Source organism: Flavobacterium sp. (genome assembly GCF_044369455.1).
Taxonomy (GTDB): domain Bacteria; phylum Bacteroidota; class Bacteroidia; order Flavobacteriales; family Flavobacteriaceae; genus Flavobacterium.
Genome location: NZ_JBIPLW010000001.1, coordinates 303,719 through 325,309 on the forward strand (window position 1 = coordinate 303,719; position 21,591 = coordinate 325,309).

Genomic DNA, 21,591 nt, shown 5'->3' on the forward strand with positions numbered 1-21,591 from the left:
GAGTTTCTTTTTCTTAGTGAACTTCGTGTAGAACCTTTGTGTCTTCGTGTTTAATCTGTTGATCTATTAATTTCGTCTCGTAACTTTTTGGTCAAACTTTTAAATACTATATCATAAGAATGATTGATTAACTCACACATCATTTTATCGGGAACATCACTTTTAAAATCGACTGTATTCCAATGAATTTTACTCATGTGATAACCCGGTTTTATCGCTTCATATTGGGCACGTAATTCCTCTGCTCTTTCGGGGTCGCATTTCAGATTTAAAGACGGTGTTCCGTTTTCCCATTCTTTAATTGAAGTCAGACAAAACATTTTTCCACCCACTTTAAAGACCAAAGTGTCTTCATCAAACGGAAAATGTTCGGTCACCGCTTTTTTGGAAAGACAAAATTCATAAAGTTGTTGGATGTTCATGACAATTAAAGATTGTTGATTAACGATTTTTGATTTATGAAATTTTGATAACTTTTTCCATCATTTTTTCAGGATGAGCTAACGGTGTAAATCCGAATTTCTCATATAAAAAATGGGCATCTGATGTTGCCAAACGCCAAATTTTGACTTGTTGCAATTGGGGTTCGTTCATCATAGCTTTAATCAATAAAGAAGAATATCCTTTACCGCGATGATTTTCATCAATAAACACATCCATCAAATAGGCAAAAACCACATAATCCGTAACTACTCTGGCAAAACCAATTTGTTCGTCATCTAAATAAATTCCGAAGCAAAATGAAGCGTCAATGGTGGTTTGTACTTCATCCATTGTTCTTCCCGCTGCCCAATAAATATCCTTCAAAAAGTTTTGAATAAATGGAACATCCAATTTGGTTTTATCGGTAGAAACGGTTATCATTAGTGGTCAGTGGTCAGTTTTTAGTAATCAGTTAATACGTTTTCAAGTTCAAGTTAAGTTTCAAGTTGTCAGCTATTTTACTGAACACTATTTTCTGAACAGTGAACACTATAAAGAATTGGTTTACTAGGCGAAGCATCATTTTCAAACGACGCCATTTGTAAGTTTAAAACATAACTCCCGTCTTGAATAGTATCATCTACAAAAATCAATTCGGTAATCGTGCAATCTAGTCTAGCATCAGTATTGAGATTATTTACATCTTTCACATTCCAAAACGCTTTGTGTGCCAATAATTTCCCTTCGTCTTCTTCCCTATCCACACTGGGCAAATCGATTAATAAATGTTTAATTCCAATCTCTCGAATGAATATTGCAGCAGCTTCAGCCAAATAAGGAGGATTGGTTTTAGAATAATTTTTATGTTTTTTTTCTTCAAGATTTGGTAGTGTTCGGATTATAATTGCTTCTGGATTTTGGATTTGATTATGTGATTTCTCCTTCGTCGAAATGACAAAATGATGTTGAATTTGATCTTTTGTTATTACTAAATCGCCATTTATGTTTTCTGGTGTAATGGAAATCAATTCAGAGAAAAAGAAAAACTGTTTCAAACATTGATTTATAGAATAAAATTCCCGTGTAATGTGCCCCAAACATTCTGTATGCGTTCCATGCCCATGAGGATTAAAGAAAATATTGTTAAAATTGGTCGAGCTTCCTTCGGATACTTTTCCAATCCAATCTCCAAATTTTACTGGCTCGATTTCAGGTTTTTCTATATACCAGGCAATCGGATTTGCATCAGTATTTGTTAATGGAATAGAAATATCAAGAGGTTTTGATAAGTCAATTTTGAATTTATTATCTATGAAAGCTAGCATAATTGAACGCGGATTTTACTGATATTATAACGCGGATTTTAACAGATTTTATCAGCGGTGCTTGCATCCGTTCTATCAGCGTTCCTATTTCATTCCAAATTTAACAAAAATAAGTCTGATGCAATTCCATCACTCAAAAACTTAGCATTTACGGAATGGATATATCAATAGGTTTTGATAAGTCGATTTCGATGTTATTAATTATTGCTTTCAAATTTTAACCATTAAGGAATTAAGAAATTCACATTAAGCTTAGTTAAGACTTAATGAAAACCTTAATTAATCTTAACTTCTTAATGTTAAATCATTCCAAATTTAACAAAAATAAGTCTGATGCAATTCCATCACTCAAAAACTTCCCACTTTTGGTTGTCCTCAAAATGTTTTCATCCACAAAAAGCAAATGATCTTCGATGTATTTTGCTGCCTGTTGGTTTAAATAATCCAAATAGGTCTTCCCAAATTCGGTTTCAATTCGGTTTAAAGAAATACCCCAAATAGTGCGCAAACCTGTCATTACATATTCGTTATAACGGTCGGTTTTAGTTAAGGTTTCTGTTTCAGATGGTAATGTGTTTTCAGAAATTGATTTCAAATAAAGTACATTATTTGACACATTCCAACTTCTAGAAATTCCGCTATAGCTATGCGCTGACGGACCAATTCCGATGTATTTTTTCCCCAACCAATAACTCGAATTGTTTTTAGAAAAATAGTTTTCTTTCCCAAAATTGGACAATTCATAATGGATAAACCCATTTTCTTCTAGTTTATCCACCAGTAAATGAAAATGTTCTTGTGCCACCTCATCATCCAGCTGCGGAATAATTCCTTTTTGGATAAAAGTATGCAATGCTGTTTTGGGTTCTACGGTCAAGGCATAACTGGAGATATGTGGAATATTGAAAGACAAAGCGGTTTCAATATTGTGCAGCCATTTTTCGTTGCTCATATTGGGTATACCATATATCAAATCGATCGAAATATTATCAAAATATTGTGAGGCGATTTCTAAACAACTCTTTGCCTCTTCTGAATTGTGTGCTCGGTTCATCAGCTTTAAATCGTCTTCAAAAAAAGATTGAATTCCGATAGAAAGACGGTTAACGCCTATTGCTTTAAATTCTTTAAAGAGATTCCTCGTTCCTCGGAATGACAAGATTGGGGTTAAATCATCGGGGTTGGCTTCTAGGGTTATTTCGGGATTATCAACAACTTTGTAATTTCGATACACTTCATCAATCAACAATCGAATATCTGCAATCTGCAATATCGATGGCGTTCCGCCACCAAAATAAATGGTTTCAACTGCATCATCTTGAAATTCACTTTTACGCAACGCAATTTCTTTGGCCAAAGCCAAAACCATCTCATCTTTTTTCTTTAATGAAGTCGAAAAATGGAAGTCGCAATAATGACAGGCTTGCTTGCAGAAAGGGATGTGGATATAGATGCCGCTCATTTTGAAGTGTTCAGTTTTCAGTTATTAGTATTCAGTTTGATATTAGTGATTTTTAGAACCAAATTTTTCAGGATTTAATATCATATAATTTATCAATCTACCTACTTCTTCAGACTTTTCAACTATTTGTTGATACATTTCATTTGTAATATAATTGCATGCTAAAGAATATTCTAACCAACCTTGTGTTTCGGAGTTTTCAGCATCGGCATCAGTTAACTTACTATGAAAATACTTTGGATATTCTCTTTTTCTATAAGCTTCAGAAATAGTAATAGTGACGCTTCTTGAACTTCTTCTAATTTGGTCTGTCAATGAATATGTTTCTTCCTTTGGAAAACTTTTAGTTAGTTCAAAAATTTCCATGGCAACCTCAAACCCTTTTTTATAAGCTAATAAATCTTGAAATCTCATACGTAAATTTTTAAACTGAACACTAAAAAACTGAGCACTGAACACTACTTCTTTATTCGCTCTTCATTCTGTTTCACAAAAGCATCCCAACCCGTATAACTTTTTTCGCCAACGGTTTTACCGGAATTGAAAAAATGACAAACTGCTGCTGCCAAACCATCGGTGGAATCTAAATTCTTTGGTAATTCTTTCAAACCTAAAAGCTGCTGGAGCATTTTTGCCACTTGTTCTTTGCTGGCATTTCCGTTTCCGGTGATTGCCATTTTTATTTTTTTAGGTTCGTATTCGGTAATTGGAATTTGGCGTGATAAACCAGCTGCCATAGCCACGCCTTGTGCTCGTCCAAGTTTGAGCATTGATTGTACATTCTTCCCAAAAAATGGTGCTTCAATAGCTATTTCGTCAGGATGATGGGTATCGATAAGTTCAATCGTACGTTCAAAAATAACTTTAAGCTTGGTGTAATGGTCATCATATTTACTCAAAATCAATTCGTTCAACTGAATGAATTCCATTTTTTTGTTGACTACCTTGATCAACCCAAATCCCATAATGGTGGTTCCTGGGTCAATTCCTAATATGATGCGTTCGTTTGCCAAAAGTTTTTTGTTTCAGGTTTCGAGTTTCAAGTTCAAAGTTTTGTTTCTTTGCAACAATGATTACAATTTCACACAAAGCTAAGCAATTCGGCGTTTTTATTATCAAACTTTTGATTGTAACTGCTGCTTTTTATTTCATCTACGATCAATTAGCCAATAATGACAAACTCGATTGGGTAAAATTCCACAGTTTGCTTTATGATAACCAATCGTTTTCTGGAGCTTTATTTTTGCTTTCCTTCAGTGTTGCCAATCGGTATTTAGAAATTTTAAAATGGCATAATCTGGTTTCTTTTTTAAAACCCATTTCACTTGGCGAATCGACGAAGCAAGTTCTCGGAGCATTAACGGCTGGGATTTTTACGCCAAATGGGTTAGGCGAATACGCCGGAAAAGCATTGTATTTCGATAAAAAGAAAACTAAAAAAATCATTTTCTTGAACCTCATCTGCAACGGAATTCAAATGATTCTAACTATCATTTTTGGAACTATTGGCCTTTTTATTAATGGCTATTGGAAATGGGCTTTGGCTATTGTCGGTTTGTCTACTTTAATTATTCTTTTTTCTTTTCTCTCCAAAAACATAAAAGTAAAAGGATATTCTATAGAAAAACTAATCCACAAAATCAACGAAATTCCCAAACGAATTCATCAGAAAAATAATCTGCTAGCTGTTTGCCGTTACTTGGTTTTTTCGCATCAATACTATTTTTTATTTCTCGCTTTTGATGTAGATTTACCTTATGTAACGATGATGGCAACCATTGCGACGGTTTATTTTTTGGCTTCGTCTTTGCCGAGTTTTCAGTTTTTAGACTTTGCTGTAAAAGGAAGTGTGGCGGTTTTTTTCTTCGATAAATTAGGCGTAAACGAATGGATTGTGGTGTTCATATCCACCTTGATGTGGTTTTTAAATGTGGTTTTGCCAGTTGTTATTGGAAGTTATTATGTACTTAAATTCAAACCAAAATGGGAATAATTTCAATTGTATTCGTAGTTATTTTATTTATTTATACTGCTTTTATCGCCCAGTTAATTTGGGGCTTTAAAAAAGTAAACTATTTTGAAGTAACTGATTCACAACCGAAAACAGCTTTCACGATTATAGTTCCGTTTAGAAATGAAGAAAAGGATTTGCCTAAACTTTTAGCATCGCTTTCGCAACTACACTATCCGAAACATTTGATTCAATTTGTGTTGGTGGATGATTTTTCTAACGATAATTCTGTTCGGGTTTATAACCAATGGCGAATGGCGCATGAGTCATATGACACCACACTTTTAGAAAATCTTCATCTTTCCTATTCACCTAAAAAAGATGCCTTGACAAGAGCTATTCCCATAGCCAAACACGATTGGATTGTTACCACGGATGCCGATTGTATTGTGAATAATAATTGGTTGCTTACTTTAGATAATTATATTCAGACTAACCATCCTGAAATGGTTGTCGGTGCTGTGATGTATAAAACTAAAAACAATTGGTTTCATCATTTTCAACAGTTGGATTTAATGAGTTTGCAGGGAACCACTATTGGGAGTTTTGGCATTGGAAAACCCTTTATGTGTAATGGTGCCAATTTTGCCTATACCAAAAATTTCTTTGCTGAAATAGGTGGTTTTGGGGGAATTAATGACAAAGCTAGCGGCGATGATGTTTTGCTATTGCAAAAGGCAGTTAGCGCCAATTTAGAAAAAGTGCACTATTTAAAAAATAATGACTTCATCGTTACTACAAAACCCGAAAACGACTTGTTTAAACTCTTTATGCAGCGTGTTCGTTGGGCTAGCAAAACAAGTAGTTACAGTAGTACTTATGCTAAATTTTTGGCAGTTATGGTATTGCTGATGAACATAAGTTTGGTTGTTGGCTTTTGTTTTACACTATGCGGGAATATTGATTGGCTGTTCCTAATCATTTTTTTAGTAAAATATCTTGTTGATTATATTTTGCTTAATAAATCGAATTCATATTTAAGAAATGGAAAGTTTTTTGTGCCGATTTCAAGCAGCATTATTTATCCTTTATTCTCGAGTTTGGTTGGAATATATTCGTTGTTTGGAAGCTTTAGGTGGAAAGGGAGAACGTTTAGAAAATAATTACTCCGATTTAATAATAACAGGCAACACAAATTGCGTTTTTACAGGAATACCTCGTTTAATCGCAGGATTCACTTTTGGGAAATCCACCAAGCGAGCATGAAGAATACTATCTATTTTTATAGTGTCGTAGGCTACTGAATCTTTTGGGAATTGGGGTTCAAACTCCATTTCAGAATTTGGCAAAACAGTTACTTTCACTTCAATCGTATCTAGTTTTGGGAACATGGAAGAAAGTGTATCCACAGCCAATTTTTGTTGAATCGTTGCCGTTAAAAACTCGAAAAAACAGTGCTTGCGTTGGGCAACATCAGCCAGTTTCTCACAGTCGGCAACCGATGGATATTCATCAACTTCATTCCAATTGATTTCTTTTATTTGTTGGTCGAGTAACTCTTGTTCAGAAGGTACTTTCTTCTCCAAGTATTGGCAGGAAAAACAAAAGGTTAGTAAAAATAAAGCGAGCGCTTTTTTCATGTAAGGTTCAATCGAATTAATAGTTTCAAAAATAAGAAATTATATTCACGAAGCTAGAGTTTGCCCAAAAAAGAAAAGCCTTCTCGGAAGAAGGCTTTGTTATTTTAAAATTTTCAATTTATTCCACTATCAATTTCTTCATTACTTTCAGGTTGGTATCAGTAGTCACTTCTAAAAGATAGATGCCTTTGGAAACCGAAGACAAATCGAGCGTTTGGATTGATAAAGCATTGAAGGGTTTTTGAGCCATAATCATTTTACCCAAAACATCGTAAACAGCAATATTGGCAATAGTTCCCTCATTTTTCACTTGAATCGTTACGATATCGGAAACCGGATTCGGATAGAAAACAAAATCGGCATTTTCGAATTCTCCTACACCCAATTGTTGCACAAATTCCGTAGTAAACGTATTGGTAATAATTGGCGGATTAAAGTCGAAATAAATTGAGGCGGTATTAGGTATAATATCACCTACAGCATACCCTGGCATTGGTTTTATTTGGAAAGTTATGTATCCTTTTCCGATGTTTGTATCTGAAACTGATGGCGGTAACTGGATATCGTTAAAAATCCAATTCACTGCACGGTCCACTCTATCCATTATATAAGGATGACTGGCACTTATCATTCTAATAGTACTCTTGTCCAAACCAGCATCTAATACATCGTTAACTCTCACATTTTCGGCATTAGCAGTTCCTGTATTTTCAAAACGAATAGTATATGTTAAGTAATCGTTTGAGTTAAAAGTCGAATATAAAATTTTTCCTCCATGCGCTTCCATTTTATCATTCGGGTCATAGGCTCCTATAATAATTTGTGTATTGTTTGTAGAATTATTTGTCGGAACTACATCACCAGTAAGCGGAACAATTGACGCTGTATTAGTCAACAATCCGCCAATGTTTACTGTTGGTATGGTTGGTATTTGCATAGACACCGTCATTTCTCTTGACTCAAAAGGTAATAAATTTGTAAACCCGTAGGTAAATCCATTGGTAATTGGTAGTGTTCCGGTTTGTGTATTCGCAAAGATTGAAACCAAAGGATCATGATTAAAAGTAACTGTTCCAGATGCTATGGTTTGGTTTCCGTTATTAGTATACACAACTTTATTTTGATAAGTGAATCCTGGTCTTGGCGCATTTACCGGAATAATACTAACGGCTAAATCGTTATACGGTTGTGTTATGGTTATTGGGAAATTATAGAGTTGTATTCCGCCGCCGATTACTACATTCACATTGCTGTACGAGGGAGTTGTAATACCATACGACGCGGTGTAATTTGGATCAATCGCATAACTCAAATCATAAGAATTAGAACCATTAGTATCATAAATAGTATAGATTCCGGTTGGAGAAACTATATTGTGAACATTTCCATTGTTATTGACTTCATAAGTAAATTGTCCTAACGGGAAGTTTTGCTCGCCGTTGTCTTGTGTTCCGTTACTATTGGCATCTAAAAAAGCATTCAATTTCAATCCAGAACAATCAATTGCGCCGGTAGACCCAGATACTTCTGATATTTTAATATAACCCGATTGGTTACTAAAATTGGTCACCATTAACAAATAAAACTGTCCGGGTTGTGCGTTGGTAATAATTGCATTTTCTACAGCTGCAGCCGAATAACTACAGGCTATAATATTGTTAGCTGTTAATTGTCCGTTGCACGGAGTAACTGGATCAGTAAACGGTCCGAAAATCACAAAATCAGCATCTAAATTAGGAGCGCTAACATTTGGGCTTGTCCCTTGTTCAATTAACAAATTTATCGTTCCGGCCTGACTTATTGGAAGGTAAAACCACGTTGGATTTGGTGTAGTAAACAAACAACCGTAAGCTCCTGTTGACGGTATATTTGTAGTATTATTAAAAACTGTTCCGAGTGCATTACAAAGGGAATTGGCTTGCGAACACGTATATGCAATATTGCAATTGGCAAAAACTTGTAATTGGAAACTATAAATATTGTCACAACCATTAGGAACAATTTCCCGAACAAAAACAGCTGTGAACTGATTTTGGACTCCAATATTTAAAACCGAAGGATTATTAAATGGCACTACTTGATTTTGAGCGTTAGCCAAACTCGGATAATACTCTAAAGTATTGGTTGTATTTATTTGTGCCTGAACAGTGGTTAAATCAAAAGTAACTACACCATCATTATTGTCATCACATTGCTGCATATTGTTTAATGGGGTTACTACACTAGAAAACGTATCAACAATAAGCGAGAAACCCAATATTTGAAAAGTTTGAGTAGCATTATTTTCCAATCGGGCAAATACTGCCTGTGATGTAGCAGCACAGAAAGACGTTATAGGAGTTATAGGATTAACATCATTTTGAGCATCTGATTGCGAGTTGTGATAAGTAATTGTATATTCGGTTGGATTTAAGGTATTCATGATGAAAACAGTGTTCGAAGAAATATCAAAACAAGCTGAGCCACTTTCATTTATACACTGTCTTAAATCAACTGGCTGACCCGCTTGAGGTACACAAGCCATTGTGGAAAAAGTAGTTTGAACCCATGAACTTAAATTTACAGAATTACAATACGTTCGAATATAAACATCATATTGCGTACCACAGGTCAAACCAACAACAGTATATGGACTTCCTTGTGCAAAAATGGCAGCATTATCGTTTGTCGGTGGAGGACTTCCAGCAGGAGCAATATAAATAGAAGATTGAGTGATTGAATCTGAATTAGTCCAAGCTAAAGTAGCTGTAGTTTCAGTTATAGTGGAGGTTGTTAAATTTGTTGGAGGTGAACAGGTAGAACCTCCGCAATCTATTGTAATTAATTCTATAATTCCTATAGAAAAACAACCTGTTACGGCATTCTCTGCTCTATAAAAAACAGGTGGTTGATTAGCTGGTAAGGCAATACTGGCATAACAACTCGGATTTACAATTGGATTAATTCCTGCTTGTGCATCAAATTCCGTTTCATAAAAGCTGACAGGCAATCCAGTCATTCCTTGAGTAATTGAAGCTACAACAGAGGTTAAATCCCAACATTGAAAAGTGTTTGAGCATGCTGTAATTGTTTGCGTTGGTGCTGCTGGTATTGGATTTACATTCAAATTATAAGGCATAATGGTAACTTGTCCTGAAGCAACAGTAACTATTCTAGCGAAAATAGTTTGAGTAGTTGGTATTATATTAAAATAAGAACTAGATAATGCATTTGTCCCAGTTTGTGCCTCAGTTAGTGTTTCATGATGCGTAATCACATAACTTTGAGAATTCAAATTAGCTAAAATTTCAAATGAAACTCCATCTAAATAAAAGGAAGCAAATCCATCATTGTTATCATCACAAACATTATTAAATTGTGATGGTTGATTAAAATTTTGAGCTAATAAAATAGACGTTGAAAAAAATAAAGCGAGAAACAGTAATAGTTTATTCATTTTAAATATTGGTTTGGTTGATTGACAGTTGTACAAATTTGATTTTATCTTTCAAAAATGCAATGCAATGTACAAATTTTAAATATGTTAGAAAGAGTAATGAGCTAATTAAATCAAAAAAGCCATCTCGTTGTAAAACGAGAAAGCTTTTCATCTCGTCTTTTGGAACGAGACTACTAAACCGTGCTACATTAAGTCTTAAATCCTGAAATAAGTTTTTCGAGAGAAGTTCTATTTAATTTCTTGATTCTCTTTTCTTCAATTAGTGCTTCTTTCTTAGTTTTAAATTCAACAAAAAAAACCAAGTGCCAATCGTTGGATTTAGAAGTGTATGGACTTTTCCCAGAATTATGGTACTCTATTCGGTTTTTAATATCTGAAGTATATCCTTTGTAATAAACGTTTACGGTTGCCGAAAAAATGATGTAAGTGTAAAACATAGATTTTTATAAATAAAGACTCATAAAAGCAAAAAAGCCATCTCGTTGTAAAACGAGAAAGCTTTTCATCGGTCTAACTACTAAACCTAGCTTTTCATCTCGTCATTATGACGAGACTACTAAACCGCGCTACGAGTTACAAAGTCGTAGCAAAACAACACAACTAATTTTGAATGACTCACTTCCTGACTGAATGCATTTCTGATACTTTTTTGGGAGCCAAAAACAGAATTTTTTAAGTTCTTATTTTGGGCAAAAAAGGTTTTCATTTCTGAAAACCTTTTCACTCCCGAAGCTTCGGGATTAAGCGGTCTGGACGGGACTCGAACCCGCGACCCCATGCGTGACAGGCATGTATTCTAACCAACTGAACTACCAAACCTCTGCGTTATTGCGGTTGCAAATATACAACCGTTTTTGAAATCTGCAACTATTTTTTTAAAAAATAAATGTCTAAAAAACAATTCTAACCAAACATTTGTTTCTCAACCAAATAGGTAGTCAAAATGGTTTCAAAACTGTCTTCAACGGCTACTGGCACATACCTAATTTTGTTTTGAGCACAAGTCATGGCTAACGATTTGAAATAATCATTCACCTTATTTTCATACTCTTCTTTGATCGTATCTGCAAAAATATTGATTTGTTCACCCGTTTCTAAATCGATAAATTTTCTTGGCGCATTGTCAAAATTGAAATTGATTTCGGTTTTTTTATCAATAACATGAAACACTACCACTTTGTGTTTGTTGTGTTTTAGATGTTGTAAAGCGTTAAAAAGCGCTTCATTTTTACCTCCCGAAGCATCAGGATGAAACATATCGGTGAACAAAACAATCATGGAACGGCGGTGAATTTTCTCTGCTATTTGGTGCAAAAAAGTAACTGTATCGGTACTTTTAGACACTTTAGGTTTTTCTAAAAGTTCCTCCAGTTTATTTAATATCATCCGATGATGTCGGTCGCTTCCTTTTTCGGGAGCATAATACTCATAAATATCTGAATATATACTTAACCCAACGGCATCGCGTTGTTTTTTTAATAAATTCATCAAAACAGCAGAAGCCAACACCGAAAATCCAATTTTATTGTGGTAAAAAGGTTCGTCCCTTTGTAGTTTTGGATAATGCATTGAGGAGGAATTGTCAATGATTAAATGACATCGAAGATTGGTTTCTTCTTCATATTTTTTGGAATACAATCTATCCGTTTTGGCATATAATTTCCAATCGATATGCTTGGTGCTTTCGCCAGAATTGTATATTTTGTGTTCGGCAAATTCTGCCGAAAATCCATGAAATGGAGACTTGTGCATGCCCGAAATAAAACCTTCTACCACTTGATTGGCTAGCAATTCAAGATGTTTAAATCCGGAAACGAGTTCTTTTTGTTCTTCAATCTTCATAGTCCAAATATAAAGAAAGTTTTGAAGGTTTACGAAGTTTATATAAATCTATAAAAAAATGAAGGTGTCATCTAGCCCCGATGGGAGCAAGCTACCCTGACTGCCAACAGGCAGGCATGTAGCGCGGACAGCGGGTGATGATTTCCTAAAAAAAGAAAATGTGCTGCTCCTAAAAAAAAACCAATCTCGTTTATGAAGAGATTGGGCTTTTAAAGTATTGTGCGATTATTGATTACAACAAAGCATCGATTGCATCCGTGTAGGTTTTCTTTGGAGCTACGCCAACTTGACGCCCCACGACTTCTCCGTTTTGGAAAATCAATACTGTTGGAATATTACGTACACCATATTTGGCCGCAAATTCTTGATTAGCATCTACATCAACTTTGCCAACAACGGCTTTTCCGTCGTACTCAGTTGCTACTTCATCTATAACCGGGCCAACCATTCTGCAAGGTCCACACCAAGCTGCCCAAAAATCTACTACTACTGGTTTATTTGATTTTAATACTACCTCATCAAAAGTAGCATCGGTAATTGCTAATGCCATATTTTATGTTTTTAAATTATTGTATTTACTTGATGCCAAAATTAGGCATTTTATTTCAGAAGGTTATGTTAAAAAAAATCAGATTTGACTATGCATTCATTTAAAAATCTGATTATTGATTTAATTTTCTATTAATAAAACTTTCTTTTGTTTTAAATTCTATTTTTGTCCATTACTTATTTTTATGCGCGACAAAAATTACATAAGTATAATAATAGCACATTTAGGCATTGGAGCCCTCATTTTTGTTTTCCCTTTTTTTGCTAAAATTTATGCTGTTGTAATTGTTGTTGTCGGTTTGTATTTTGTCATTTCAAATAAAAACAAAAACAACGAAGCATTGTTTTCGGCAGCTTACATTCTGGGAAGCGAAGTTTTCTTGAGGAACACCGCCGGAAATCCGTTCTATGAATATGGGAAATATTTTGTAATGTTTTTTATTATCATAGGCTTCCTTTATGACCGTATCCCAAAAAAGACTAACCCTTATTGGGTTTATCTTTTGCTATTGGTTCCCGGAGTTATTACTGCCATTGATAATTTAAAATTCAATATACGAACAACCATCCTATTTAATATTTCAGGCTCATTATGCCTTGGGATATGTTCATTATATACTTATAAAAGGAAAATCACTTTCAATAATATTAATACTATTTTGTTGTGTATTGGGCTGCCGGTAATCTCGTATAGTGCTTATCTTTTTTTCAAATGCCCTCTGAATAATTTTATTATTGGTTCTACAGAATCCAATTACATTTTATCAGGAGGCCATACTCCAAATCAGACTGCAACCATACTTGGATTGGGGATGTTTGTTTTTACAACAAGACTTTTTTTGGTTCAGTCCTCACGGAAAATTATAATTATAAACACCTTATTGTTTATTTATATTTACTATCGAACCTTACTTACTTTTTCAAGAGGCGGAACAATTACGGGACTGGCACTTATCCTAATTTTTATTTTTGCCTTGTTAATTAACTTTCATCAATATAATGGATTCAAGGTTAAAATAGCGGCCTTTTTATGTCTTTTGATAAGTGTTTTTTGGTTGACTTCCTTTCAGACTGATGGACTTCTGTGGATGCGGTATCTGGACCAAAACCCTAACGGACTTCAAAAATCTGAAGAGATAAATGGCAGAAGTGACATTGCATGGAGCGAGATTTATCTTTTCGAAAAAAATCCGGTTTTGGGTGTTGGCGTAGGGAAAGGAAAGGAAATAAGAAGACATGCATCAAGAAAAACAATAAATTCTCATAGCGAAATAACCCGTACACTGGCCGAACAGGGAATTTTAGGGATGATATTGCTTTTTATCGTAATCATAACGCCCGTAATCTTATTCATAAAAAACATAAAAAACTTTGGCCAAAACAATCAGAATGTTTTCCAAGTGTGCTTTTTTGTCTTTTGGATACTGACGATTAACCATTCAGCAATGAGAGTAGCAGCGCCTTCATTTATCTATGCATTGATTCTTTTAATCATTAAAAAAGACGACAAAATTAATTCAGTTTAAAATTCAATCCCATTTTTTCCAAATCTTGGAGGAGGTTTTTTGAAATACTGATCTTTAGTTTTCGGCTTGGAAGGGTCACTCTGGTAATCGTTTGTTTTTCAATTTCTATAACTGGAATTTCAATTTCAACATCTTCAAGACTTTCTAAATAAAAGTTTTCCGAATCTACATCTTCAATTTTTGGAACTGCTATTTCGGGGTTTTTTTCGATTTTATCGTATTCCATAATTTCAAAAGTTACGGTATTGTCGCCTTTATTTGACTGGAAAACAGCATTCAGAAGTTCAATACTTTGTTTATGCAACTCTTTAATATCTATTTGAATACTTAGCTTTTTGGCAAATTGAGGCAACACATCCTGCAATTGTTTTACATCTACAAATTGAATTCTTGGATCTGATTTCTTTCCGGTTTCCCGATTTACCCAGCCCTCTTTTATGGTCACTTTAAAATAAACAAATTGATTATTGATTAAAAAATGTCGGTATTTCAAATATTCTTCATCAAAAATTCGAAATTCATGACTCTCATCATAGCCTTCTATAGTGAACATGGCCCAATCTTTTCCGTTTTTAGCGGTTCTGTATTGTACATTGGTTACGATTCCGGCGAAAGTTAGAGTCTTCCCAATGTAATTTTCGAGATTTTTGAGATTTTCTAATTTATTATTGCAGAAATATTTCATTTCAAAACGGTAATCGTCTAACGGATGACCCGAAATATAAATACCAACCACTTCTTTTTCTTTTGCTAATTTCTCCATCGTGCTCCATTCTTCGCATGGAGGCACAATTGGCTCGGCAATTTGAACTTCACTAGCATCGCCAAATAAACTTACTTGAGAAGAATTTTCATTCTCCTGAAACTTAGAACCATAACGGATGGCTTTTTCTAAAAACGTAATTCCCTCACCTTCAATGTGGAAATATTGTGCGCGATGTGTGTTGTGAAAACAATCAAATCCACCAGCCAATGCCAAACTTTCAAACGCTTTTTTATTGGCAGCACGCAAATCAATTTTCTTAGCTAAATCAAATATCGATTTGTAGTTTTCGTCATTTCTATTTTGAACAATGGTATCCACTGCATTCGCTCCAACACCTTTAACAGCGCCCATTCCGAAACGAACAGCATAGTTATCATTTACTGTAAATTTATAAAATGACTCATTCACATCTGGACCCAAAACTTCTAATCCCATTCGTTTGCATTCTTCCATAAAGAATGAAATTTGTTTGATATCACTCATGTTGTTTGATAAAACTGCCGCCATATATTCTGCCGGATAATTGGCTTTTAAATAGGCGGTTTGATAGGCAATCCAAGCGTAGCATGTGGAGTGCGATTTGTTAAACGCATACTCAGCGAAGGCTTCCCAGTCTTTCCATATTTTTTCTAATTTTTCAGCTACATGTCCTTTGGCTTCTGCTTGTGAAATGAATTTTGGTTTCATTTTGTCCAAAACATCTTTCTGCTTTTTCCCCATCGCTTTGCGCAAAACATCGGCATCACCTTTGGAGAAATCAGCTAATTTTTGAGATAAAAGCATTACCTGCTCTTGGTAAACCGTAATTCCATAGGTCTCTTTGAGCAATTCTTCGCAAGCTTCTATATCGTAAGTAATAGCTTCTTCTCCATTTTTCCGTTTGATAAAACTCGGAATATATGCAATTGGTCCCGGACGATATAAGGCATTCATGGCAATTAAATCGCCAAAAACGGTTGGCTTCAATTCTTTCAAATATTTCTGCATTCCAGCACTTTCATACTGAAAAATCCCGACCGTTTCGCCACGCTGAAAAAGCTCAAAAGTTTTTATATCATCTAAAGGAAATTCATCTGGATTGAGGTCTTTTCCGGTTCTGTATTTTACTAATTTTACGGTATCTTTTATTAATGTTAGGGTTTTTAACCCTAAGAAATCCATTTTTAATAATCCGGCACTTTCTACGACTGAGTTGTCAAATTGGGTAACAAACAAATCGGAATCTTTGGCCGTGGCAACCGGGACAAAATTGGTAATATCACTAGGTGTGATGATAACACCGCAGGCGTGAATTCCAGTGTTTCTTAGATTTCCTTCTAAAAATTTTGCTTGATTTATAGTTTCGGCACATAAATTTCCTTCTTTTGAAAGTGAAATTAATTCTTTTACTCTTTCAAATTCCTCAGGACGTAATGCTTTTTTGATTATCGCTTCATCTTCGGATAAAAGTCGGGCTAAATTCCATTTGGATGGCATTAACCCCGGAATTAATTTAGCCACTTTATCCGCTTCAAAAAGCGGCAAATCCATAACTCTGGCCGTGTCACGAATACTCGATTTGGTAGCCATGGTTCCATATGTGATGATTTGTGCTACTTGTTTGGAACCGTATTTCTGAATTACATAATCCATTACTTTACTTCTTCCTTCGTCATCAAAATCGATATCGATATCAGGAAGAGAAACCCTGTCTGGATTTAGAAAACGCTCAAAAAGTAAATTGTATAATAGTGGGTCTATGTTGGTAATCCCAAGGCAATAGGCCACCACTGAACCCGCAGCAGAACCACGTCCTGGACCAACAGAGACTCCCATTTTTCGGGCCTCTGCAATGAAATCCTGAACGATTAAAAAATACCCTGGATACCCTGAGTTTTCTATTGTAAGCAACTCAAAATCGATTCGTTCCCTAATTTGCTTCGCCCGTTCGCTATCGCTCGGGTCAGTAGTAATTTCAGCATATCTTCTCTTTGCTCCTTCATACGTTAGGTACTTTAAAAAAGCATTCTCGCCTCGTTTTCCTTTATCAACTTCGTCTTCTGCATCTAAAAATTCAGAAGGTATATCAAATTTTGGCAACAAAACTTCACGTGACAAATCAAAAATTTCAATTTTATTGACAATTTCTTCGGTATTTGCTATGGCATCTGGTACGTCGTGAAATAATTTTTTCATGTCATCTGCCGACTTGAAATAATACTCTTGATTATCCAATCCGTAACGATATCCTCGGCCGCGACCTATTGGAGTAGCTTGTTTTTCGCCATCTCGCACACACAACAAAATATCATGAGCATTTGCATCTTCTTTATTGATGTAGAAAACATTATTGGTTGCCACGGTTTTCACTTGATGCTTTTTTGCCAATGAAATCAATGAAGCATTTACTCTATTTTCATCTTCTTGCTTGTGTCGCATTAGCTCGAGATAAAAATCAGTTCCAAATTCCTGTTTCCACCAAAGCAACGCTTCTTCGGCTTGGATTTCACCAATATTTAAAATTTTACTTGGAACTTCTCCGTATAAATTACCAGACAAAACAATGATGTCTTCTTTATATTGCTGAATGGCTTTTTTATCAATTCTTGGCACATAATAAAATCCTTCGGTATAAGCAATGGAAGATAATTTAGCGAGATTATGATAGCCTTTTTTTGTTTTGGCAAGAAAAACAATTTGGTAGCCATTGTCCTTTCTTGATTTGTCTTTTAAATCATCACAAACGTAAAACTCACAGCCAACAATAGGTTTTATAATAGTTTCTGTTGGAGTTTCTCCGTTTTCTTCTGCTATTTTATTTTTGGCTTGAGCCGATTTATTATGGTATAAAATATCGCGAACAAAATGAAAGGCACCCATCAAATTGGCATGATCGGTCATGGCAACTGCAGGCATTTTATTGGCAACGGCCGCTTTCACTAAATCGGCAACGCTAATGGTCGATTGCAATACTGAAAATTGGGTATGATTATGTAGATGAACAAAATCGACAGCAGCTAAAGTATGATGAACTTGTTTCTCTTCATGAGTTGGAATTGCAACTTCCTCTTTCTTTTGAAATTGTTTCTTAATTTCTTCTGATGCTTTCTTAAGATTGATGTGCTTCAGACCAATACGTTGAATTTCTTGGGGATTATGCGCTCTAAATTTATTGAAATAATCAGCCGTAACATCTAATTCTTCCTTGGTAAAAATTTCTCTATTAATTAATTCCAAAAAACAACGACTCGTTGCCTCAACATCGGCAGTGGCATTATGTGCTTCTGTAAAGGGTACACCAAAAAGATAATGATGTAATTCGGTTAGTGTAGGCAATTTGAATTTTCCTCCACGGCCCCCTGACAGTTTTAATAAAGATGCTGTGACTTCGGTACAGGTGTCTAAAACAGGCATAGCACTCATAGGAGATTGCATTCCCATTCTATGAAACTCGCAACCCATAATATTCACATCAAAGCCAACATTTTGACCGACAATGAATTTGGCTTTTGCCAAAGCAATATTGAACTTTTCTAAAACTTCTTGTAAATCTATTCCTTGTTCTTGAGCTAATTCGGTAGAAATTCCATGTATCCTTTCAGCATCATACGGAACGTTAAATCCTTCTGGTTTTACTAAATAATCCTGATGCTCAATAAGATTTCCCAATGCATCGTGCAACTGCCAAGCGATTTGAACACATCTTGGCCAATTTGTAGTATCTGTAATTGGTGCTGCCCAATTTCTTGGCAATCCGGTTGTTTCGGTATCAAAAATTAAATACATACTTTAAAAATTTCAAAAAATTAAATCCCAAATCCCAAAAGAAAGGATTTTCAGAACCTCAATTTGGAGATTGGAATTTGACTATTGGGATTTTCCAAATTTACATTTTAGCCATCAGAAAATGAACTTTAGTTATCAACAAAAAAGAAAAAGCCACCTCAATTGAGATGGCTTTAAAATTGTATATCTAGATTATCCGATTAGTATCTTCCTCTATCTCCACCACCACGAGAATTACCACCACCGTTATAACCACCACCGCCTGAACGGTTGTTATTATACGTTCTTCTTTCTCCTTCTGGTTTTGGCTCAGATTTATTTACCACAATGGTACGACCTTCAACAGTAGCACCATTTAGTTCCTGAATTGCTTTTTCAGCTTCTGTGTCATTTTCCATTTCTACAAAACCAAATCCTTTACTTCTTCCAGTAAATTTATCAGTAATAATTTTTACGGAATTAACCGTTCCATAAGCCTCAAAAGACTCTCTTAAATCTGCGTCGTCAATACTAAACGGAAGACTTCCAACAAAAATGTTCATATTATTTATTTAAAATTCGACTACAAATGTACGTTAAAAAAAATGTAAACCGTTATAAATTTGGACTTTATTATATTGTTAACAAAAAAACCATCCGAGGATGGCTTTAGGTATTTTGAAATCTATGTTATTATATTGAAGGAAATATTGGGATTTTATAAAATTCACCATATTGGAAATTCAAAATTGGCCCACCAAAAGGACTGTTATTTGCATTGGCTGCGTTGAATTTAAATTTACCTGAAACCGTAAAGTTCACATTGTCATATTCGGTTATTTGAATTTCCCCATTACTGTTTTGAACATTAGTCACTCTAAATTTACAGTTAACATTTCCACCCGCAACTGTAATTAAATCACCCGCCATATAACCACTCCCTTTTGAGGAGAGTGTAATTGCAGTTACAACGCCAGAGACATTAACAGTGATATTAACTGTTAAACCGCTTCCTGTACCTCCAGTTGTTATAACAGAACTTGCGCTAACATAGCCTGTCCCTCCATTTACAATACCTACAGCAGCAACTGGACCTGGAACAGCAATTGTTGCGTATTCTAATTCTACACCTTCAAAGTTTGAAGAATAGGATGCAGTGTTGTTTGCGTTGGTGGTTCCTAAGATATAAGTTCCAACATTAGCGCTAGCCGTATTTAACGTAAGCACCTCATATTCAGTAAGTGCTTCTATCGTAAGTTTACCAGTCTCGGAAATGTAAGCTCTAGCATCATTGGCTCTCCAAAAAACATCATCTTTAAGCGCTTGAAAACCAGGATTACTAAATCGCACATCTTCTTGGCAAGAAGGAAAAGCTAAAACAAGTAGTAGTAGGGGCAAAAATCTTTTCATCTTTTAATCGTATTTGTTTACAAAAATAACTTTTTAAAACAAAAAGTCAATGAAAAATAAAAAAATTAATATAAAACGATGAATGGAGAACTGTTTAATAATCAAAAACTTTCATTTGGATTAGTTTCTTTTCAAAAAAAAGCTATCTTTGCACCCTTAAAATAATCGAGGTCGAGTACCTCAAATTAATCAAAAAGATTATGTCAGTAAAAATTAGATTACAAAGACACGGTAAAAAACAAAAACCTTTTTACTGGATCGTAGCAGCAGATGCTAGATCAAAAAGAGATGGTAGATACCTTGAAAAATTAGGAACTTACAATCCAAACACCAATCCTGCCACTATTGATTTAAACCTAGACCAAGCGGTTCAATGGTTGCACAATGGAGCACAACCAACAGATACTGCAAGAGCTATCCTTTCTTACAAAGGTGCTTTGATGAAACATCACCTTGATGGTGGCGTTCGTAAAGGAGCTTTAACGCAAGAGCAAGCTGATGCAAAATTGGCTAAATGGTTAGAAGAAAAAGCTGGAAAAGTGGACACTAAAAAAGAAGGCTTGTCAAAAGCGCAAGAAGCTGCTAAAGTAAAAGCTTTAAAAGCTGAAAAAGCGGCTAATGACAAACGTGCTGCTGCCGCTGTTGAAGCTGCAAAAGTAGACGAAGAAGTTGCTGTTGAAGAAACTGTAGCTGATGAAGCTCCAGAAGCTGTAGCTGAAGTTGCTGAAGTTACTGTTGAAGAGACTGCAGGTGAAGTAGCTACAGAAGAAGTTGTTGCTGAAGAAGCTCCAGCTGTTGAAGAGACTGCTGCTGAAGTAGCTACAGAAGAAGTTGTTGCTGAAGTTGCAACAGAAGAAGCTCCTGAAGCTCTTGCTGCTGAAGAAGCTAGCGAAGACTCGAGCGATAGCGAACAGGCAACGCAAACTGAAGCATAATACTTCAAGCAATTATGCGTAAGGAAGATTGTTTCTATCTTGGTAAAATTGCTAAAAAATTTAGTTTCAAAGGGGAAGTGCTGCTCTATTTAGATACCGACGAACCCGAATTATATGAAAATATGGAATCAGTATTTGTTGAATTCAACAACAATCTGGTTCCATTTTTTATTTCAACTAGTTCACTGCACAAAAATGATTTTCTTCGCGTGCAATTTGAAGATGTAGACACCGAAGAAGAAGCCGATAGCATCATGAACTGCGAAGTTTACCTTCCGCTTAGCATGTTGCCAAAACTTACGGGCAACAAATTTTATTTTCATGAAGTCATTGGTTTTGAAATTGAAGACAAGCGTTTGGGGATTTTCGGAAAAATTGTGTCTATAAATGACACGACTGCCCAACCTCTATTTGAGGTTTTAAACGGAAATGTCGAACTGCTTATTCCAATGATTGACCATTTCTTAGTCGAAATAGACCGAAAGAATAAAAAGGTGATTATGGATTTGCCAGAAGGGCTTGTTGAAATGTATTTATAAATTTATTTTTTGAACCATTAAGATAGTTAAGGTTCATGAA

General features: G+C 35.1%; 18 protein-coding genes, 1 tRNA gene and 1 pseudogene. 5 read left to right on the forward strand and 15 right to left on the reverse strand.

Going from position 1 to position 21,591, the window contains the following annotated elements:
* Positions 1-50 precede the first annotated feature (50 nt).
* The 6 genes from ACIQ2L_RS01280 to ruvC all read right to left on the reverse strand — a co-directional run bounded on the left by ACIQ2L_RS01280 (position 51) and on the right by ruvC (position 4,223).
* On the reverse strand, positions 51-422 hold the full coding sequence (locus ACIQ2L_RS01280) for an MmcQ/YjbR family DNA-binding protein (RefSeq protein WP_396155651.1): 372 nt from the start codon (positions 420-422) through the stop codon (positions 51-53).
* Positions 423-456: 34 nt separating this feature from the next.
* Positions 457-864 carry a GNAT family N-acetyltransferase gene (locus ACIQ2L_RS01285; RefSeq protein WP_396155653.1) on the reverse strand — a complete coding sequence of 136 codons (408 nt, stop codon included), beginning with the start codon at positions 862-864 and terminating at the stop codon, positions 457-459.
* Positions 865-941: 77 nt separating this feature from the next.
* A complete protein-coding gene (locus ACIQ2L_RS01290; RefSeq protein ID WP_396155654.1) occupies positions 942-1,748 on the reverse strand; it encodes a cyclase family protein in 807 nt (268 codons plus the stop codon).
* Positions 1,749-2,052: 304 nt separating this feature from the next.
* On the reverse strand, positions 2,053-3,210 hold the full coding sequence (gene hemW / locus ACIQ2L_RS01295; RefSeq protein WP_396155656.1) for a radical SAM family heme chaperone HemW: 1,158 nt from the start codon (positions 3,208-3,210) through the stop codon (positions 2,053-2,055).
* Positions 3,211-3,252: 42 nt separating this feature from the next.
* Positions 3,253-3,624, reverse strand: a complete 372-nt coding sequence (locus ACIQ2L_RS01300; protein ID WP_396155658.1) for a four helix bundle protein — start codon at positions 3,622-3,624, stop codon at positions 3,253-3,255.
* A 44-nt stretch (positions 3,625-3,668) separates the two neighbouring features.
* Positions 3,669-4,223: a crossover junction endodeoxyribonuclease RuvC gene (ruvC, locus tag ACIQ2L_RS01305; RefSeq protein ID WP_396155660.1), complete on the reverse strand. Its 555-nt coding sequence runs from the start codon at positions 4,221-4,223 to the stop codon at positions 3,669-3,671.
* 56 nt (positions 4,224-4,279) lie between these two features.
* On the opposite strand from ruvC, the gene ACIQ2L_RS01310 reads away from it, so the two are divergent.
* Positions 4,280-5,203, forward strand: coding sequence for a hypothetical protein (locus ACIQ2L_RS01310; RefSeq protein ID WP_396155662.1), 924 nt, complete (start codon positions 4,280-4,282; stop codon positions 5,201-5,203).
* The gene (locus ACIQ2L_RS01315; RefSeq protein WP_396155664.1) at positions 5,194-6,324 is read left to right on the forward strand and encodes a glycosyltransferase; all 1,131 of its coding nucleotides are present in this window, start codon (positions 5,194-5,196) and stop codon (positions 6,322-6,324) included. The genes ACIQ2L_RS01310 and ACIQ2L_RS01315 overlap by 10 nt, the downstream gene beginning before the upstream one ends.
* Here ACIQ2L_RS01315 and ACIQ2L_RS01320 read toward each other — a convergent pair whose 3' ends face one another.
* The 6 genes from ACIQ2L_RS01320 to trxA form a co-directional block, all read right to left on the reverse strand.
* Entirely contained in the window at positions 6,325-6,801 is a 477-nt protein-coding gene (locus ACIQ2L_RS01320) for a hypothetical protein (protein WP_396155666.1), read from the reverse strand.
* Between the two features lie 118 nt (positions 6,802-6,919).
* Complete coding sequence (locus tag ACIQ2L_RS01325; RefSeq protein WP_396155668.1) at positions 6,920-10,237, reverse strand: T9SS type A sorting domain-containing protein; 3,318 nt, start codon at positions 10,235-10,237, stop codon at positions 6,920-6,922.
* 191 nt (positions 10,238-10,428) lie between these two features.
* Positions 10,429-10,677, reverse strand: a complete 249-nt coding sequence (locus ACIQ2L_RS01330; RefSeq protein ID WP_396155670.1) for a GIY-YIG nuclease family protein — start codon at positions 10,675-10,677, stop codon at positions 10,429-10,431.
* Between the two features lie 308 nt (positions 10,678-10,985).
* A tRNA-Asp gene (locus ACIQ2L_RS01335) sits at positions 10,986-11,059 on the reverse strand.
* 84 nt (positions 11,060-11,143) lie between these two features.
* On the reverse strand, positions 11,144-12,082 hold the full coding sequence (locus ACIQ2L_RS01340; protein WP_396155672.1) for a DUF58 domain-containing protein: 939 nt from the start codon (positions 12,080-12,082) through the stop codon (positions 11,144-11,146).
* Between the two features lie 232 nt (positions 12,083-12,314).
* Positions 12,315-12,632 carry a thioredoxin gene (trxA, locus tag ACIQ2L_RS01345; RefSeq protein ID WP_396155674.1) on the reverse strand — a complete coding sequence of 106 codons (318 nt, stop codon included), beginning with the start codon at positions 12,630-12,632 and terminating at the stop codon, positions 12,315-12,317.
* 184 nt (positions 12,633-12,816) lie between these two features.
* On the opposite strand from trxA, the gene ACIQ2L_RS01350 reads away from it, so the two are divergent.
* Complete coding sequence (locus ACIQ2L_RS01350) at positions 12,817-14,157, forward strand: O-antigen ligase family protein (protein ID WP_396155676.1); 1,341 nt, start codon at positions 12,817-12,819, stop codon at positions 14,155-14,157.
* On the opposite strand, the gene dnaE is transcribed toward ACIQ2L_RS01350, so the two are convergent.
* The 3 genes from dnaE to ACIQ2L_RS01365 all read right to left on the reverse strand — a co-directional run bounded on the left by dnaE (position 14,144) and on the right by ACIQ2L_RS01365 (position 20,077).
* Positions 14,144-18,688 (reverse strand): DNA polymerase III subunit alpha, encoded by a 4,545-nt coding sequence (dnaE, locus tag ACIQ2L_RS01355; protein ID WP_396155678.1) that lies wholly within the window; start codon positions 18,686-18,688, stop codon positions 14,144-14,146. The two genes, ACIQ2L_RS01350 and dnaE, sit on opposite strands and share 14 nt — an antisense overlap.
* 200 nt (positions 18,689-18,888) lie before the next feature.
* The gene (locus ACIQ2L_RS01360) at positions 18,889-19,230 is read right to left on the reverse strand and encodes an RNA recognition motif domain-containing protein (protein ID WP_396155679.1); all 342 of its coding nucleotides are present in this window, start codon (positions 19,228-19,230) and stop codon (positions 18,889-18,891) included.
* A gap of 130 nt (positions 19,231-19,360) precedes the next feature.
* Entirely contained in the window at positions 19,361-20,077 is a 717-nt protein-coding gene (locus tag ACIQ2L_RS01365) for a DUF6252 family protein (RefSeq protein WP_396155680.1), read from the reverse strand.
* 200 nt (positions 20,078-20,277) lie between these two features.
* On the opposite strand from ACIQ2L_RS01365, the pseudogene ACIQ2L_RS01370 reads away from it, so the two are divergent.
* Positions 20,278-20,829, forward strand: a pseudogene (locus ACIQ2L_RS01370) (30S ribosomal protein S16); the annotation flags it as partial.
* A 197-nt stretch (positions 20,830-21,026) separates the two neighbouring features.
* Positions 21,027-21,551 carry a ribosome maturation factor RimM gene (rimM, locus tag ACIQ2L_RS01375; RefSeq protein WP_396155682.1) on the forward strand — a complete coding sequence of 175 codons (525 nt, stop codon included), beginning with the start codon at positions 21,027-21,029 and terminating at the stop codon, positions 21,549-21,551.
* The last annotated feature ends 40 nt before the right edge of the window (positions 21,552-21,591 follow it).

Coding starts and splice junctions, on each gene's coding strand:
- ACIQ2L_RS01280 (WP_396155651.1), bottom strand. CDS start 422: ATGAACATCCAACAACTTTATGAATTTTGTCTTTCCAAAAAAGCGGTG.
- ACIQ2L_RS01285 (WP_396155653.1), bottom strand. CDS start 864: ATGATAACCGTTTCTACCGATAAAACCAAATTGGATGTTCCATTTATT.
- ACIQ2L_RS01290 (WP_396155654.1), bottom strand. CDS start 1,748: ATGCTAGCTTTCATAGATAATAAATTCAAAATTGACTTATCAAAACCT.
- hemW (WP_396155656.1), bottom strand. CDS start 3,210: ATGAGCGGCATCTATATCCACATCCCTTTCTGCAAGCAAGCCTGTCAT.
- ACIQ2L_RS01300 (WP_396155658.1), bottom strand. CDS start 3,624: ATGAGATTTCAAGATTTATTAGCTTATAAAAAAGGGTTTGAGGTTGCC.
- ACIQ2L_RS01310 (WP_396155662.1), top strand. CDS start 4,280: ATGATTACAATTTCACACAAAGCTAAGCAATTCGGCGTTTTTATTATC.
- ACIQ2L_RS01315 (WP_396155664.1), top strand. CDS start 5,194: ATGGGAATAATTTCAATTGTATTCGTAGTTATTTTATTTATTTATACT.
- ACIQ2L_RS01320 (WP_396155666.1), bottom strand. CDS start 6,801: ATGAAAAAAGCGCTCGCTTTATTTTTACTAACCTTTTGTTTTTCCTGC.
- ACIQ2L_RS01325 (WP_396155668.1), bottom strand. CDS start 10,237: ATGAATAAACTATTACTGTTTCTCGCTTTATTTTTTTCAACGTCTATT.
- ACIQ2L_RS01330 (WP_396155670.1), bottom strand. CDS start 10,677: ATGTTTTACACTTACATCATTTTTTCGGCAACCGTAAACGTTTATTAC.
- ACIQ2L_RS01340 (WP_396155672.1), bottom strand. CDS start 12,082: ATGAAGATTGAAGAACAAAAAGAACTCGTTTCCGGATTTAAACATCTT.
- trxA (WP_396155674.1), bottom strand. CDS start 12,632: ATGGCATTAGCAATTACCGATGCTACTTTTGATGAGGTAGTATTAAAA.
- ACIQ2L_RS01350 (WP_396155676.1), top strand. CDS start 12,817: ATGCGCGACAAAAATTACATAAGTATAATAATAGCACATTTAGGCATT.
- dnaE (WP_396155678.1), bottom strand. CDS start 18,688: ATGTATTTAATTTTTGATACCGAAACAACCGGATTGCCAAGAAATTGG.
- ACIQ2L_RS01360 (WP_396155679.1), bottom strand. CDS start 19,230: ATGAACATTTTTGTTGGAAGTCTTCCGTTTAGTATTGACGACGCAGAT.
- ACIQ2L_RS01365 (WP_396155680.1), bottom strand. CDS start 20,077: ATGAAAAGATTTTTGCCCCTACTACTACTTGTTTTAGCTTTTCCTTCT.
- rimM (WP_396155682.1), top strand. CDS start 21,027: ATGCGTAAGGAAGATTGTTTCTATCTTGGTAAAATTGCTAAAAAATTT.